Below are 13804 nucleotides of genomic sequence, written 5' to 3'. Positions count from 1 at the left end.
CAGACGCCCGGGCGAGCCGGTCCGGCGCCCCGCTCAATCGCCCGGGGTGGGGGCGGCGGGGGCCTCCTCGGACCGGCGCCCACGCTGCACGACCCAGACCACGCCCAGCGCGATCACCAGGGCGCCGATGGTCAGGGGCACCACCGCCCCGAACCATTCGGGGCGCAGCTCGAACAGCAGCGGACGGATCCAGCCCACGGCCTGATCCGGCTCCGGCACCGCGAGCAGGGCGATCCCCGCCCCCGCGGCGAGCGCGAAGAGCGCTCCCCAGACGATCCCGGGCCAGCGGATCCCCGGCCGGCTGATGCTCTGATCGCTCACTTCTGGACCCCCCACGTCTGGATGTGCACGTCGACCTCGGATTGATCGAGGATGATCGTCCGCGTCCGCGAGGTGCGCGGATCGTCGTGCGACCACGTGAAGCGGCCGCCCTGCGCGTCGACGGCCTCCTGGTCGAGGAACTGGCCGTCGTCGCTGTAGTTCTCCACCAGCACGCCGCCCGTCTCGGACGTCGTCTCGAACTCGACGTCGACGCCGGGGTTCACGGTGATCCACACGGTGCCGGTGCCCTTCTCGATCCGCGTCACGCCGCTCTCGTCGTACGGGCCGCCCACGTCCAGCGTCAGCTGGCCCCACGGCTGGGCGAGATCCTGATCGCCGTCCGGCATCGGCACGTAGCGGTCGGGGCCGATCATGTCGTCGACGAGGTAGGTCGCCAGTCCCGAGCCTCCGATGAGGAGCAGGATCATCGTGATCGCGGCGAGGAAGCCGCTGCGGCGCCGGAGGGCCCCCGCGACGATCATCGCCACGGCGGTGACGGCGGCGGCGGCGAGCACCGCCGCCTGCACGGAGCGCTCCTCGGCCTGCGGCTGGAAGACCAGCCACACGCCGGTGGCCGCGACCACGGCGGCGCCGATCGTGATGGTCACGAACGCGATCGAGGTGCGCGGGCGCATCGCCCGCGCCTCGGCACGCACCCGCCGGGCCTCGGCGCGGAAGGCCGCGTACTCGGCCTGCCGGCGCGCACGCTCCTCGGCCGCGGCCGATCCGTCGGTCTGCGCGCGACGCCACGCGTCGTGCTGTTCGCGCCAGGCGGCGTGCTGCGCCCGCCACACGTCGAGCTCCTCGGCGGACGCGAGGGCGTCGGCCAGGGGCTCGACCGGCTCGGGGAGATGTGAGGGCGGGGCGGCGCCATTCCCGACAATCGCTGCCGCCCCGCCGGAGACGGCGGCGGTGCCCGACACCGCGCCGTCGACCCCCGTGTGGGGGAGTTCGAGTCGCGCCGACCGGCGGCGCAGGAAGAGGATCAGGATCGCCGCGACCGCGCCGATGCCGGCGAACCACAGGCTCGCCTCGACGAACGACCACACCCAGCGGCCCGGGTAGGCGACGGTCGCCACCAGCTCGATGAACGAGTTGCCGGCCCAGGTCGTCACCAGGGCGGCCACGATCGTGAGCGCCACCCCGGCGAGCCCGGGGCCGGAGCCGGAGCGCATCTGCAGCGGGATCCGGCCGGCCCGGTCCGGCAGCAGGGCCCACGCGATCGCGTACAGCCAGAGTGCGGGGAACCCGAGCACCGTGACGACGACGACGATGCCGCGGACGATCAGCGGATCGACCCCGGTGCGCTGCGCGATCGCGCCGCACACCCCGCCGAGCCAGCCGTCGTCGCGCACGATGCCGAGCGAGCGCAGCCAGAGGAAGAAGCGCGCCTCGGTGTCCGCGGCGGGAGGCCGCGGCGGCTCGGGCGCGACCTCGACGCGGTCGGCGGGCACGGTGTTGTCGGTCATGACTCGATCGTGCCCGCAACCGGCGCGGCCCGGCTATGAGGGACAACCCTGATCCGCCCCGGAGAACCGGGGCGTGAGCCGGGCGCAGATGATTGCATTGCCTCATGACGGTTCTCCCGAGCGCGACGATCACCCGCGCTCCCCTGGCTCGGCCGCGCGCGGCGGCGCTGTCCGGCGTCGCCGAGGGGCTGGCCCATCACCTGGGCTGGTCGACGACGGCGGTGCGCGCGCTGTTCATCGCGACCAGCGCGATCTGGGGTGCGGGGGCGCTGCTGTACCTCTGGCTGTGGGCCACCGTCCCGGCTGAGGCGGGCACGGCGCGCACCACGCGACGGATCCCCGTGGCCTGGCTGCTGCTGGCCGCGGCACTGGTGTTGCTGATCCTGGGCCTCGGGCCGCACAGCTACGCCCCGGTGTCGTGGCTGCCGCCGGCCTCGCTGGCCCCGGTGTACGTGTCGGTCGCGGCCTCGCTGGCGGCGGGCATCTGGTCGGCCGTCCTGGATCGGCCGGATCCGGCGCGCGGGGCGGGGCACGATGTCGCCGTGCGCCTCGTCGCCACCGCGCTCGCCCTCGGCGCCGTGCCGGTGTTCGTCAACGCCGCGCAGTCGGGTGCCTTCAGCTACCCGCTGCCCGGTCTCATCAGCGCGCTGGGCGCGATGCTGTGCGCCGCGCTGATCTGGACACCGAACCTCGTCACCCGGTACCACGAGCTGCAGACGGCCCGCGTGAGCGCCATCCGCGACGAGCACAGGGCCGAGATGGCCGCGCACCTGCACGACTCGGTGCTGCAGACGCTCGCCCTGATCCAGAACCGCGCGGGTGCCTCGAGCGAGGCCGGTCGTCTGGCACGCGCGCAGGAGCGCGAGCTGCGTGCCTGGCTGTACGACGGCGACACCCCGGCCGACAGCGACCTCGCCACCGACCTCCGCGACTACGGGTCGGCGCTCGAGCTCGACTACGAGGTCGTGATGACCGTGGTCTCGGCGGGCACGTCCACCGAGCGCGCCAGCGGCGAGGTCGCGGCGGCCGCGCGCGAGGCAATGCTGAACGCGGCCCGCCACGCGGGGGGCGAGGTCTCGGTGTACATCGAGGGCGCGCCCGGATCGGTCGACGTGTACGTGCGCGACCGCGGCCCTGGTTTCGAGCCCGCCGATGTGCCCCCGGACCGCCTCGGGGTGCGCGAGTCGATCATCGGGCGTCTGCGGCGCATCGGCGGATCGGCGACGGTGGCCCCGGGCGCCGGCGGCGGCACCGAGGTGCACATCCGCTTCCCCGCGGGAGGCTCGCGTGGCTGATCCGACCCTGCGTGTGGTCATCGTCGACGACCACTCGATCTTCCGATCCGGCCTGCGACACGACCTCGACCACCGGATCGACGTGGTCGGCGAGGCCGCCGACGTGCCGTCGGCCGTGGCGGTGATCGCCGAGACGCGGCCCGATGTCGTCCTGCTCGACGTGCACCTTCCGGGCGCCGAGTCCGATCCCATCGGCGGGGCCGAGGTGCTGCGGATCGCCGCTCCCCTCTCGCCCGCCACCCGGTTCCTGGCGCTGAGCGTCTCGGATGCGGCCGAGGACGTCGTGCGGGTGATCCGAGCCGGCGCCCGCGGGTACATCACCAAGGGCGCGTCCGGTTCCGAGGTGTCGCGCGCCGTCCGGACCGTCGCCGACGGCGACGCCGTGTTCTCGCCGCGGCTGGCCGGGTTCGTCATCGACGCCTTCGGGGCGGCCGCGGGCGAGACGGCCGCGACCGACGACGAGCTCGACCGGCTCTCCGCCCGCGAGCAGGAGGTCATGCGCCTCATCGCCCGGGGCTATGCGTACAAGGAGGTCGCCACCGACCTGTTCATCTCGATCAAGACGGTCGAGTCGCACGTGTCGGCGGTGCTGCGGAAGCTACAGCTGTCGTCCCGCCACGAGCTGACGGCGTGGGCGTCAGCCCGCCGCCTGCTCTGACACCCGGCCACGGGCAGCCGCCCGCCGGGCCCAGCGGCGCCAGGGGGCTTCCGCCCAGCCGTGCTGGTGCCAGGTCGTCACCACCCACCACGCGTGGCGCACGTACGAGACCGGCGAGGTGAGCGCGCGGTCCGAGATGCCGACGATCAGCTCGCGGTCGCGGCGCACCGTCATCCAGGGGCGCACGTGGAAGGCCACGTCGAGGTCGTCATGGATGTCGCGCCGATCGCGGTGCACGTCCCCGCCGACCTCGCGCCACGCGGCGGCGCGCATGGCGAAGTTGGATCCGAACAGCGGCGCGTGGCCGAGCAGCGGCGTGAGCCAGGCGTAGAGCACACCGACGTAGCAGTGCCGGCCCAGCCAGTCGAGCCAGCGGGGGCTGTCGGGGAAGCGGGCGTCCCCCGTGAGGAAGTCGAGCGAGGGGTCCGAGGCGAAGCGCTCCTCGATCCGCTCCAGCCAGTCGGCCGGGCACACCGTATCGGCGTCGATCCGCGCGATGATCTCGCCCGTGGCGGCGTCGTAGCCCGTGGAGGCCGCGCGGGGGATGCCGCGCACGGGCTCGCCGACCACACGCGCACCGGCGGCGCGCGCCACCTGCGCCGTGTCGTCGCTGCTGCCGTTGTCGACGACGACGATCTCGTCCGCCGACCTCGTCTGGGCCGCCAGCGCCGCCAGGCAGCGCTCGAGCGGCCGCGCATCATCGCGGACCGGCACGACCACGGAGATGCGCATGCGGTGGGGCTCCCTTCGACGCCTGAGACGATTCTCACCCGGCGCGCAAGCCCCCGGGAACCGGATTGACGTGCGTGCCAGACTGGCCCCGTGAGCGACTACGACTTCTCCAGCGCCTACCGCCATGGCTTCGCCCGCATCGCCGCGTGCACGATCCCGCTGGCGATCGCCGATCCGGCCACCAACGCGCAGCACGTGCTCGACAGCGCGCGGGAGCGTCACAACGAGTCGGTCGCCGTCGCCGTCTTCCCCGAGCTGTGCCTGTCGGGCTACTCCATCGACGACCTGGTGATGCAGGACGCGCTGCTCGACGGTGTCGAGGAGGCCATCGCGCGCATCGCGAGGGAGTCGGCCGACCTGCTGCCGATGCTGGTCGTGGGCGCCCCGCTCGCGCACGGCAACCGCATCTACAACTGCGCGGTGATCATCCACCGCGGCGCGGTGCTCGGCGTCGCGCCGAAGTCGTACCTGCCCACCTACCGCGAGTTCTACGAGCGGCGCTGGTACGCCCCCGGCGATGACCAGCGCGGCACGATCACCGTGGCCGGCGCCGAGGTGCCGTTCGGGCCCGACCTGCTGTTCGAGGCCACCGACGTGCCGGGCCTCGTGGTGCACGCCGAGGTGTGCGAGGACGTCTGGGTGCCGATCCCGCCGTCGGCCACCGCCGCGCTGGCCGGTGCGACCGTGCTGCTGAACCTCAGCGGCAGCCCGATCACGATCGCACGTGCGGAGGACCGCAAGGATCTCGTGAAGTCGCAGTCGCTGCGCGGCCTCGCCGCGTACGCGTATGCCGCCGCCGGCATGGGCGAGTCGACCAACGACGTGTCGTGGGACGGCCAGACGATGATCTACGAGACGGGCAACCTGCTCGACGAGACCGAGCGCTTCCCGGACGGCCCTCGCCGCTCGATCGCCGACGTCGACCTCGACAAGCTGCGTCAGGATCGGATCCGCCAGGGCACCTTCGACGACAACCGGCGCACGTTCGACGCGCACACGCAGTTCCGCACGATCCGGTTCGAACTGGCCCCGCCGACCGGCGACGTCGGGCTCCGCCGTCAGATCGACCGCTTCCCGTTCGTGCCGGACGACCCGGCCCGCCTGGCGCAGGACTGCTACGAGGCGTTCAACATCCAGGTGTCCGGCCTCATCCAGCGCATGCAGGCGATCGGCGACCCGAAGCCCGTGATCGGCGTCTCGGGCGGCCTCGACTCGACCCACGCGCTGCTCGTGGTCGCGCGGGCCATGGACCGGATGGGCCGCCCGCGCAAGGACATCCTGGCGTACACGATGCCCGGCTTCGCGACCAGCGACCACACCAAGTCGAACGCCATCCGACTGGCCGAATCGGTGGGCGCCTCGATCGAGACGATCGACATCCGCCCGGCGGCGACCGAGATGCTCACGCAGCTCGGGCACCCGTTCGGCCGGGGCGAGCCGGTGTACGACGTGACGTTCGAGAACGTGCAGGCGGGCATGCGCACCGATTACCTCTTCCGCCTCGCCAACCACCACAACGGCATGGTGATCGGCACGTCCGACCTGTCCGAGCTGTCGCTCGGCTGGGCGACGTACGGCGTCGGCGATCACATGAGTCACTACGCCGTGAACGCGGGGGTGCCGAAGACCCTGATCCAGCACCTGATCCGCTGGGTCGTGGCGCACGGATCCGAGCAGGGCGTCTCTCCCGAGGAGGCCGAGGTGCTGCAGTCGGTGCTCGACACCGAGATCAGCCCCGAGCTCGTCCCCGCGGGGCAGGACGGCCAGGTGCAGTCGACCGAGTCGACCATCGGCCCCTACGCCCTGCACGACTTCTCGCTGCACCACATCCTGCGCTTCGGGTTCCGCCCGTCGAAGATCGCCTTCCTCGCCCAGCACGCCTGGTCGGACGCGCACGCCGGCGCCTGGCCTCCCGGGTTCCCGGATCAGGATCGTTACGCGTACGACCTCGAGACGATCGTGCGGTGGGAGAAGGTCTTCCTGAAGCGCTTCTTCGGCTTCGCGCAGTTCAAGCGCTCGGCCATCCCCAACGGCCCGAAGGTCGCCCCCTCGGGCTCGCTCTCGCCGCGCGGCGACTGGCGTGCGCCGTCCGACGGCAATGCGCGGGTGTGGCTCTCCGAGCTCGACGAGGCCCTCCCCCAGTTCGCCGACTGACCCGCGGCGCCCGCCGCGGGTCGCGCGCGCCCCCGACCCGCTCGCCTCCTTCGCTCGTTGAGCGAGCGAAGCGAGTCGAAACGCCCCACACCTTCCCGGGGCGCTCCGGCTCCCCGCGCCCGCGCGCGTCAAGCCCCGAGCGCCCGACCGTGCGCGGCCGTAGCCTGCCCCCATGGACGGGTTCGCCGCTGTCGACTTCCAGCTCGCCCGCGAGGTGCTGCAGCGAGGCATCGCGGCGCTGTACCTGATCGCCTTCACGTCGACGCTCAACCAGTTCCCGGCGCTGCTCGGCGAGCGCGGCCTGCTTCCCGCGCCCGAGCTGCTCGACTGGGCGGGCAGGTCGAAGCGCCTGAACCCGACGCTGTTCCGCTGGATCCGCTACACCGACGGGCGCCTCCGCGCGCTCTGCGTGGCCGGCATGCTCGTCGCGCTCGCGCTGATCCTGGGCGTCCCCCAGCTCGGCCCGTCGTGGGTGCCGATGCTGTGCTTCCTGGCGCTGTGGCTCGGGTACATGTCGGTGATGTCGATCGGGCAGACGTTCTACGGCTTCGGATGGGAGATGCTGCTGCTCGAGGCCGGGTTCCTGGCGGCGTTCCTCGGTTCGGCGCACGAGCCGCCGCCCGTGCACATCGTGGTGCTGTTCTGGTGGCTCGTATTCCGTCTCGAGTTCGGCGCGGGGATGATCAAGATGCGCGGCGGCCGCGAATGGCGCGACCTGACCGCGCTGACCTATCACCACGAGACGCAGCCGATGCCCAATCCGCTCAGCCGTCAGGCGCACCTGCTGCCGCGCTGGGTGCACAAGGGCGAGGTGATCGGCAACCACGTCGCGCAGCTCCTGATCCCGTGGCTGCTGCTCGCGCCGATCCTGGGTCTGTGGGTCCCGGATCGCGTGCCGCAGCTGATCGGGGCGGGCGCGGCCGCGATTCTGATCCTCTCCCAGCTGTGGCTCGTGGTGACCGGCAACTTCGCATGGCTGAACTGGTCGACGATCGTGCTCGCGGTCTCGGCGATCGCGGTGCCCGGTGTCGGGGGCGCGACCGATGGCATCCCGCTGTACTGGCTCATTGTGACCCTCGCGGTGACGGCCCTGTACCTCGTGCTGAGCTGGGCGCCGGCCCGCAACCTCGCCTCGCGGGATCAGCGGATGAACGCCGCGTTCAACCGCTGGAACCTCGCCAATGCGTACGGGGCGTTCGGCACCGTGACGAAGCGGCGCGTCGAGTGGATCATCGAGGGCACGGCGAGCGAGGACCCCACGCGGGCCGACTGGCGAGAGTACGGCTTCAAGGGCAAGCCGGGTGATCAGCGGCGGGTGCCGCCGCAGTTCGCGCCGTACCACCTGCGGCTCGACTGGCTGATGTGGTTCCTCCCGCTCGGGCGTCACCTCGAGGGCTGGTTCCAGTCACTGGTGGTGAAGCTGCTGGAGGCGGATCGCCCGACCCTGCGCCTGCTGCGCGACGACCCGTTCGGCGGCGAGCGGCCCCGCTGGATCCGTGTCGTCTCGTACCGCTACCGCTTCGCCACCCGTGCCGAGCGCCGCGAGCACGGCGTGATCTGGATCCGCGATCACCGCCGCGTGATCCTCGACCCGGTCACGCTCGACCGCGTCCGCCGCTGACCTCACCCACCGGGCCGCCTCGCTCCCCCTCGCCCCCTCGCTCGTTGAGCGAGCGAAGCGAGTCGAAACGCCCCCGGCGGCGCGGGTCAGTCCGCGGCGCGGGCGTTGTAGACCGTGACGCCGCCCGACTCGACCGCCGCGCGATACGCGCGGAACACGTCGACGGCCTCGTCGCGTCGCAGATCCTGGATCACGCGGATCCCGCGTGCCTCGAACGCCCCGGCCCAGTCGTCGATCATGGGGCCCTCGTCGAAGGTCGTGAGGTCTTCGCACTCCGGGCCGGATCCGGCGATCACCAGGGTGCGGATGCCGGACCACATCGTCGCCCCGTAGCACTGCACGCAGGGGCGCCAGTTGACGAGCAGCTCGTGCTCGGGTTGCCCGTCGCCTCCGAGGTCCCAGGTGCCCAGGCGCGTCTGGGCCATGCCGATGGCGGTGACCTCGGCGTGGCCGAGCGAGATGTTGGTGGCGAGGACGACGTTGACGCCGACGGAGACGATCCGCCCGGTGGCGGTTTCGGCGATCATGGCCGCGAACGGACCGCCGTTGCCCTCGCGCCAGTTGCGGTCGGCGAGCCGGTTGACGACGGCGATGCGCTCGTCGCGGCTCGGGATCACCTCGGGCACGTCCGCCAGTTCGTCCCGGACCCAGCCGGGCAGCGAGATCGTGAACTGGGCGGCCAGGGGCGGAAAGTCCACGTCAGCTCTTCGAGCGCTTGAACAGCGCGTGCAGGGCGAAGTAGACGATCACCGCGACGAAGATGACGGCGGCGATCTTGGCGAACAGCCACATGACGGAGAGCACCACTTCGACCAGGAACCACGCGATCGCCACGGCGATCACGACCCCGACGATGGTCCAGATCGACTCGGTCTTCATACCTCGAGCCTACTTGGGCTTGCGATGGCGGAGCATCCGCCAGATCGTCAGGCCGGCGCCGACCATAACGGCCGCGTCGTCGGCGAGCCCGATGGGCCCGAGCAGCTCGGGGATGATGTCGATAGGCGAGGCCCCGTACACGAGGGCCGCGGCGCCGACGAGCACCGATCCGATGACTCTCCGTGTGTTCATGGCGTCAACCCTGCCTCACCACGCTCCACCCGTGCGAGGTCTGCTCGACGCGCAGCTGGGCGGGGATCTGCTCCTTCATGGCCTCGACATGGCTGATGATGCCGACAGTGCGGCCGCCGGAGCGCAGCTCGTCGAGCACCTGCATCGCGGTGTCGAGGGTCTCGGCGTCGAGCGATCCGAAGCCCTCGTCGATGAAGAGGGTGTCGAGCTTGATGCCGCCGGCGCGGTTGGTGACGACCTCCGCGAGTCCCAGCGCGAGGGCGAGCGAGGCGAGGAATGTCTCGCCGCCCGACAGCGAGGGGGCTGGCCGGGCGCGGCCGGTGAAGCTGTCCATGACCTCGAGCCCGAGGCCCGACTGGGCGCCGCGGGCGGCGAGGGCGTCGGTGTGCTGCAGGCGGTAGCGGCCGCCCGACATGTCGCCGAGGCGGATGTTCGCCTGCTGCACGATCTCCTCCAGCTCGGCGGCGAGGACGAAGGTCTCGAGCTTCATGCGCTTGGTGTTGTGAGCGCGTCCGGCGATGGTGTCGGCGAGGCGCTTGATGCGGTCGGCTTCGGCTCGCAGGTCGGCGATCTGCGCGTAGTCCTTCTCGATCCTCGCGACAGCGGATTCGAGCGCCTGTGCGCGCTGGGCGGCACTGGTGCCCGCCGCGACGGCCGCCTCCCACGCGGTCTTCGCCTCGGCGAAGGCGGCCGCGCTGGCGGCGGTGTCGACGGGCTCATCCGGCAGCATCTCGAGCTCTAGTTCGAGCAGGCCGCGTTTGGTGGCGGCGAGATCGGTGTCGTGGCTCTGGATGCGCTCGTCGAGCGCGGCGCGGCTACCCGCGTCTCGCAGGGCGGCAAGGGCCTGGTCGGGTGCGTCGAAGCCGGCCTCGCGCACCGCGGCCTCGAGCGCGGCTCCCGCATCGACGGCGCTGCGCTCGGCGCGGCCGGCCTCGGAGTGCGCCGCGATGAGGGCCGTGGCGAGGCGGACGAGAGCCTGCTCGACGTCGATGCGCTCGGCGACCGACGCGGACGCGCCGCGCGCGTCGGCCACGGAGGCGCGGTTCTGCGAGAGGGCGGCGGTGGCGGCTTCGATGCGTGCCCGGAGGTCGCTGCGGCGGGCCGTGAGCTCGTCGCGCTCGGCGGTGTGCCGCGCGGCCTCGGCCTCGAGGGCGGTGCGCTTCCCGGCGAGCTTCTGCGTGCGGTCGGCGGCGGCGCGCGCGGCGGCGAGGGCGGCGCGCGCGGCCTCGAGGTCGGCGGTGAGGGCGTCGACCGACCGGCCCCCGGCGTCCTTGACGGCGTCCTCGTGCGCGCGAGTGGCGTCGTTGAGCGCGGCGTTTGCAGCCTCGTAGGCGTCGCTCGCGACCGCGCGCTCGGCGTCGGCCTGCTCGACGTCGTCGGCGGTGACGGCGTCGTCGGCACGCGCGGCGGGGACGGGGTGCGACGTCGAGCCGCACACGGTGCAGGCCTCGCCGTCGACGAGCGCGGCGGCCAGCTCCCCGGCCATGCCGGCGAGACGGCGGCGGCGCAGGTCGTCGAGGCGGGCTTCGATCTCGTCGCGGCGCGCCTTGGCGTCCTGCGCGTCGTCGAGCGCAACGCGCTGCGCGCCGGCGAGCGTCGCCACCGACTGCGCCGCGACGAGCTGTGCTTCGAGCGCGGCGACATCGTGCGCGCGGATGTCGACGGTCGCGGCCAGGGCGGTCGCGGCGTCGATCTCGCCACGCACCCGCTCGACCTCCGCGGGCAGGGCTGCCGAGCGCTCCTCGAGCGCCGTCGCCTGCTCCACCGCCGCGGCGAGCGAGACCTCGAGCTCCTCCAGCGCACGGGCGTCGGCATCCAGCCGGGCCTCGATCTGCTTCAGCGGACCCCACGCGCCGATACGCTGCTGCGCCGCCGATACGAACTCCTCGAGCTCGGCCACCTCGGCCCCACCGCCGGGCGCCTCGTCGGGGTGCCTGTCGCTCCACGCATCGCGCGCCGCGTCGAGCGCGTCGTTCGCCGCGTCGAGGGCGGTCAGCGCCCGGGCGACGGTGTCGCGGGCGCCGCGCACGGGCTCCGCCCGCAGCGCGGCGTCCCGCTCGGAGCGCAGCTCGTCGATCTCGCCCGCACGCGCGTCGAGCGCGGTGAACGCCGTCCGCAGCCCGGCGAGCTTCTCCTGCTTCTCGCGCTGGCTCTCCCGCTCGCGATGCTCGGTCTCCGCCGCGGCCAGGGCCTTCTGCGCCTGCTGGCGCGCCGCATCCGTCTCCTCCGCGGCGTGGCGGGCGACGAGCGCCGTGCGGACGGTCCATTCGATCCGCTCGGCCAGCGGAGTGCCGTCGGCGAGCGGTTCGACGAGGGATCCGGCGATCTCGGCGGCGTGGTCGACCTGCACGTCGAGGCCACGGCTCTGGTTGTCGGCGCGGGCCTCGGCGGCCTTGCGCTGGTCGTCCAGCGACTTCTCGTAGTCTTCGAAGCGCTTGGTGCCGAACAGGGTGCGCAGCAGCGCCTGGCGCTCGTCGTTCTTGGCGAGCAGGAAGCGGGCGAAGCGGCCCTGCGCGAGCAGGATCACCTGCAGGAACTGCTGCTTGCTGAGGCCGATGATGTCGGCGATGAGCGGGTCGGCTTCGACCGCGCGGGCAGCGCGCCCGATCCAGGAGTCGTCGACGAGTTCTTCGATGCGGATGGTCGGCGCGGCGGTCGTCGTGCCGTCGCCGCGCTTCTTGGGGCGCTCGTATTCCGGCGTGCGGGTGACGCGCCACGTGCGGCCCGCGGCGGTGAACTGGAGGACGACCTCGGTGATGTCCTCGGGTTCGGCGTGATCGCTGCGCAGGCGCTTGTCGCCGGTCTCGTAGCGGGGCACCGAGCCGTAGAGCGCGAAGCAGATGGCGTCGAGGATCGACGACTTGCCGGCGCCCGTGCGGCCGGCGATGAGGAAGATGCCGTCGGCGGCGTACGCGTCGAGGTCGACGATCTGCCGTTCCCGGAATGGCCCGAAGCCGGCGATCTCGACGCGATGGATCCTCACGCCGGCACCTTCTCGTTCTGCCCGATGTCGTTGACCAGCACGCGGCGGGCGGTGACGACGTCGTTGATGAGCTCGCGCTCTGCATCGTCGGCGCGCTCACCGTCTCGCACGTGGTCCAGGAACGTGTCGATGAGGTCGACGTCGCTGACGGCCTCCTTCACACGAGAGCGGTAGCTCCGGCCGTCATCGGCGGCCCGGCCCTGCGGATCCATCTGGATCGTGGCGCAGAAAGCGAAGCGCTGCTGCAGGCGCCGCATGGGCTCGGCCTGCGGGGTGGGATCGGTGAGGATCGCGCACACCCACGAATCCACGTGGGCGTCGTGCGCGGCCTCGGTGAGAAGCTCCTCGAGGGTGCCGCGCAGGCTGACCAGCGGCCGCGGCACGGGCAGATCGAGCCATTCGGCCGAGGCGAAACCGGTGGCGTCGAGGTCGACGAGCCACGATCCACGGGGCTTGCTGCCCTCGCCGAAGCTGTAGTGCAGGGGCGCGCCGCTGTAACGGATGTGCGGAGCGAGCTGGTTGCGGCCGTGGATGTGGCCGAGGGCGACGTAATCCGGGCCGTCGAAGGCGCTGACCGGCACCACATCGAGCGAGCCCTGGCGAATCTCGCGCTCCACTCCCCCCGTCGCCTCGACACCGGCGGTGAAGCAGTGCGACACCACGACCGAGCGACCGCCGCGCTCGGCGCGGTCGGCGCTGATGAGGGTCATCGCGTGGTCGATGGCGTGCTGCTGCGAGCGCAGCTCGACCCCCGGCCACACGCCGCGAACGATGATCGGCTCGAGGTACGGGATGCCGTAGAAGTGGACCGGACCGTGGTTGTCCTCGAGGGTGATCGGGGTGCCCACGCGCGCGGGGTCGGTGACCACGTGGATGCCGTCGCGCAGCAGCGGCGAGAGGAATCCGAGGCGGGCCGCGTTGTCGTGGTTGCCGCTCGTCACTACGATCTGCGCCCCCGTGGCGCTGAGCTCGCCCAGAACCTCCGTGAGCAGCGTGTAGCAGGCGGCCGCCGGCGTCGCCGAGTCGAACACGTCGCCCGCGATGACCACCACGTCGACGGCGTGCTCGCGCACCTGCGCCGTCAGCGCATCGAGCACACCACGAAGGGCATCGAGGGTGCTGTGGCCGTGGAACGACCGCCCGATGTGCCAGTCCGAGGTGTGCAGGATCCGCATACCCACCACGGTAAGGACGGGGTCCGACATTGCCGCGGAGGACCGCCGGGGAAGGGGTGATCGCCAGGTTCGCTTGCGCACCCGCACCGCGTCAATGTGGGGGAATCGTCCGGGGTGTCGGCGAAGGCCTTCCCGGCTGCTCACGTGCTGAAACTGCCTGCGCGTCGGTTGAATCGTCGCTCAAGTCGGGACTGCACGTCTTCACCACCCGCCCACGTGTGCCAGCAAGCAACCGTACGCAGACGATGTCCAATCTGGCATTTTGCAGCAATCGACATATTCTCGAGCCTGAAGTAGGTTTCCCGCAGGAACGAAAGGGACCGTC

Annotated in this window: 12 protein-coding genes; 4 read left to right on the top strand and 8 right to left on the bottom strand. The window is 72.2% G+C overall.

The genetic code is table 11. The features are described from left to right. Positions 1–33: 33 nt before the first annotated feature. Both ACOKGD_RS02920 and ACOKGD_RS02915 read right to left on the bottom strand, forming a co-directional pair. Positions 34–321 carry a hypothetical protein gene (locus ACOKGD_RS02920; RefSeq protein WP_342336907.1) on the bottom strand — a complete coding sequence of 96 codons (288 nt, stop codon included), beginning with the start codon at positions 319–321 and terminating at the stop codon, positions 34–36. Continuing rightward, entirely contained in the window at positions 318–1790 is a 1473-nt protein-coding gene (locus tag ACOKGD_RS02915; protein ID WP_342336908.1) for a PspC domain-containing protein, read from the bottom strand. The genes ACOKGD_RS02920 and ACOKGD_RS02915 overlap by 4 nt, the downstream gene beginning before the upstream one ends. 104 nt (positions 1791–1894) lie before the next feature. On the opposite strand from ACOKGD_RS02915, the gene ACOKGD_RS02910 reads away from it, so the two are divergent. Both ACOKGD_RS02910 and ACOKGD_RS02905 read left to right on the top strand, forming a co-directional pair. Further along, entirely contained in the window at positions 1895–3085 is a 1191-nt protein-coding gene (locus ACOKGD_RS02910) for an ATP-binding protein (protein WP_342336909.1), read from the top strand. Beyond that, the gene (locus ACOKGD_RS02905; RefSeq protein WP_342336911.1) at positions 3078–3743 is read left to right on the top strand and encodes a response regulator transcription factor; all 666 of its coding nucleotides are present in this window, start codon (positions 3078–3080) and stop codon (positions 3741–3743) included. The genes ACOKGD_RS02910 and ACOKGD_RS02905 overlap by 8 nt, the downstream gene beginning before the upstream one ends. On the opposite strand, the gene ACOKGD_RS02900 is transcribed toward ACOKGD_RS02905, so the two are convergent. Continuing rightward, positions 3723–4475 (bottom strand): glycosyltransferase family 2 protein, encoded by a 753-nt coding sequence (locus ACOKGD_RS02900; RefSeq protein ID WP_342336912.1) that lies wholly within the window; start codon positions 4473–4475, stop codon positions 3723–3725. The two genes, ACOKGD_RS02905 and ACOKGD_RS02900, sit on opposite strands and share 21 nt — an antisense overlap. A gap of 90 nt (positions 4476–4565) precedes the next feature. On the opposite strand from ACOKGD_RS02900, the gene ACOKGD_RS02895 reads away from it, so the two are divergent. Then, a complete protein-coding gene (locus tag ACOKGD_RS02895; protein ID WP_342336913.1) occupies positions 4566–6629 on the top strand; it encodes an NAD(+) synthase in 2064 nt (687 codons plus the stop codon). Between the two features lie 172 nt (positions 6630–6801). Further along, positions 6802–8250 carry a lipase maturation factor family protein gene (locus tag ACOKGD_RS02890; RefSeq protein WP_342336915.1) on the top strand — a complete coding sequence of 483 codons (1449 nt, stop codon included), beginning with the start codon at positions 6802–6804 and terminating at the stop codon, positions 8248–8250. Between the two features lie 86 nt (positions 8251–8336). On the opposite strand, the gene ACOKGD_RS02885 is transcribed toward ACOKGD_RS02890, so the two are convergent. The 5 genes from ACOKGD_RS02885 to ACOKGD_RS02865 are packed head-to-tail and all read right to left on the bottom strand — an operon-like array spanning position 8337 to position 13479. Then, positions 8337–8948 (bottom strand): nucleoside deaminase, encoded by a 612-nt coding sequence (locus ACOKGD_RS02885; RefSeq protein WP_342336917.1) that lies wholly within the window; start codon positions 8946–8948, stop codon positions 8337–8339. A 1-nt stretch (position 8949) separates the two neighbouring features. Continuing rightward, complete coding sequence (locus ACOKGD_RS02880; RefSeq protein WP_342336918.1) at positions 8950–9129, bottom strand: hypothetical protein; 180 nt, start codon at positions 9127–9129, stop codon at positions 8950–8952. A 9-nt stretch (positions 9130–9138) separates the two neighbouring features. Beyond that, complete coding sequence (locus ACOKGD_RS02875; RefSeq protein ID WP_342336919.1) at positions 9139–9321, bottom strand: YkvA family protein; 183 nt, start codon at positions 9319–9321, stop codon at positions 9139–9141. Positions 9322–9325: 4 nt separating this feature from the next. Beyond that, a complete protein-coding gene (locus tag ACOKGD_RS02870) occupies positions 9326–12304 on the bottom strand; it encodes an SMC family ATPase (protein WP_342336920.1) in 2979 nt (992 codons plus the stop codon). Beyond that, a complete protein-coding gene (locus ACOKGD_RS02865) occupies positions 12301–13479 on the bottom strand; it encodes an exonuclease SbcCD subunit D (protein WP_342336921.1) in 1179 nt (392 codons plus the stop codon). The genes ACOKGD_RS02870 and ACOKGD_RS02865 overlap by 4 nt, the downstream gene beginning before the upstream one ends. Positions 13480–13804: the final 325 nt, after the last annotated feature.

It is taken from the genome of Microbacterium phosphatis, from assembly GCF_049177115.1.
GTDB lineage: Bacteria > Actinomycetota > Actinomycetes > Actinomycetales > Microbacteriaceae > Microbacterium > Microbacterium phosphatis.
Note: the sequence above shows the minus strand (reverse complement) of the source record. Positions and strands in the feature narration are given on the sequence as shown.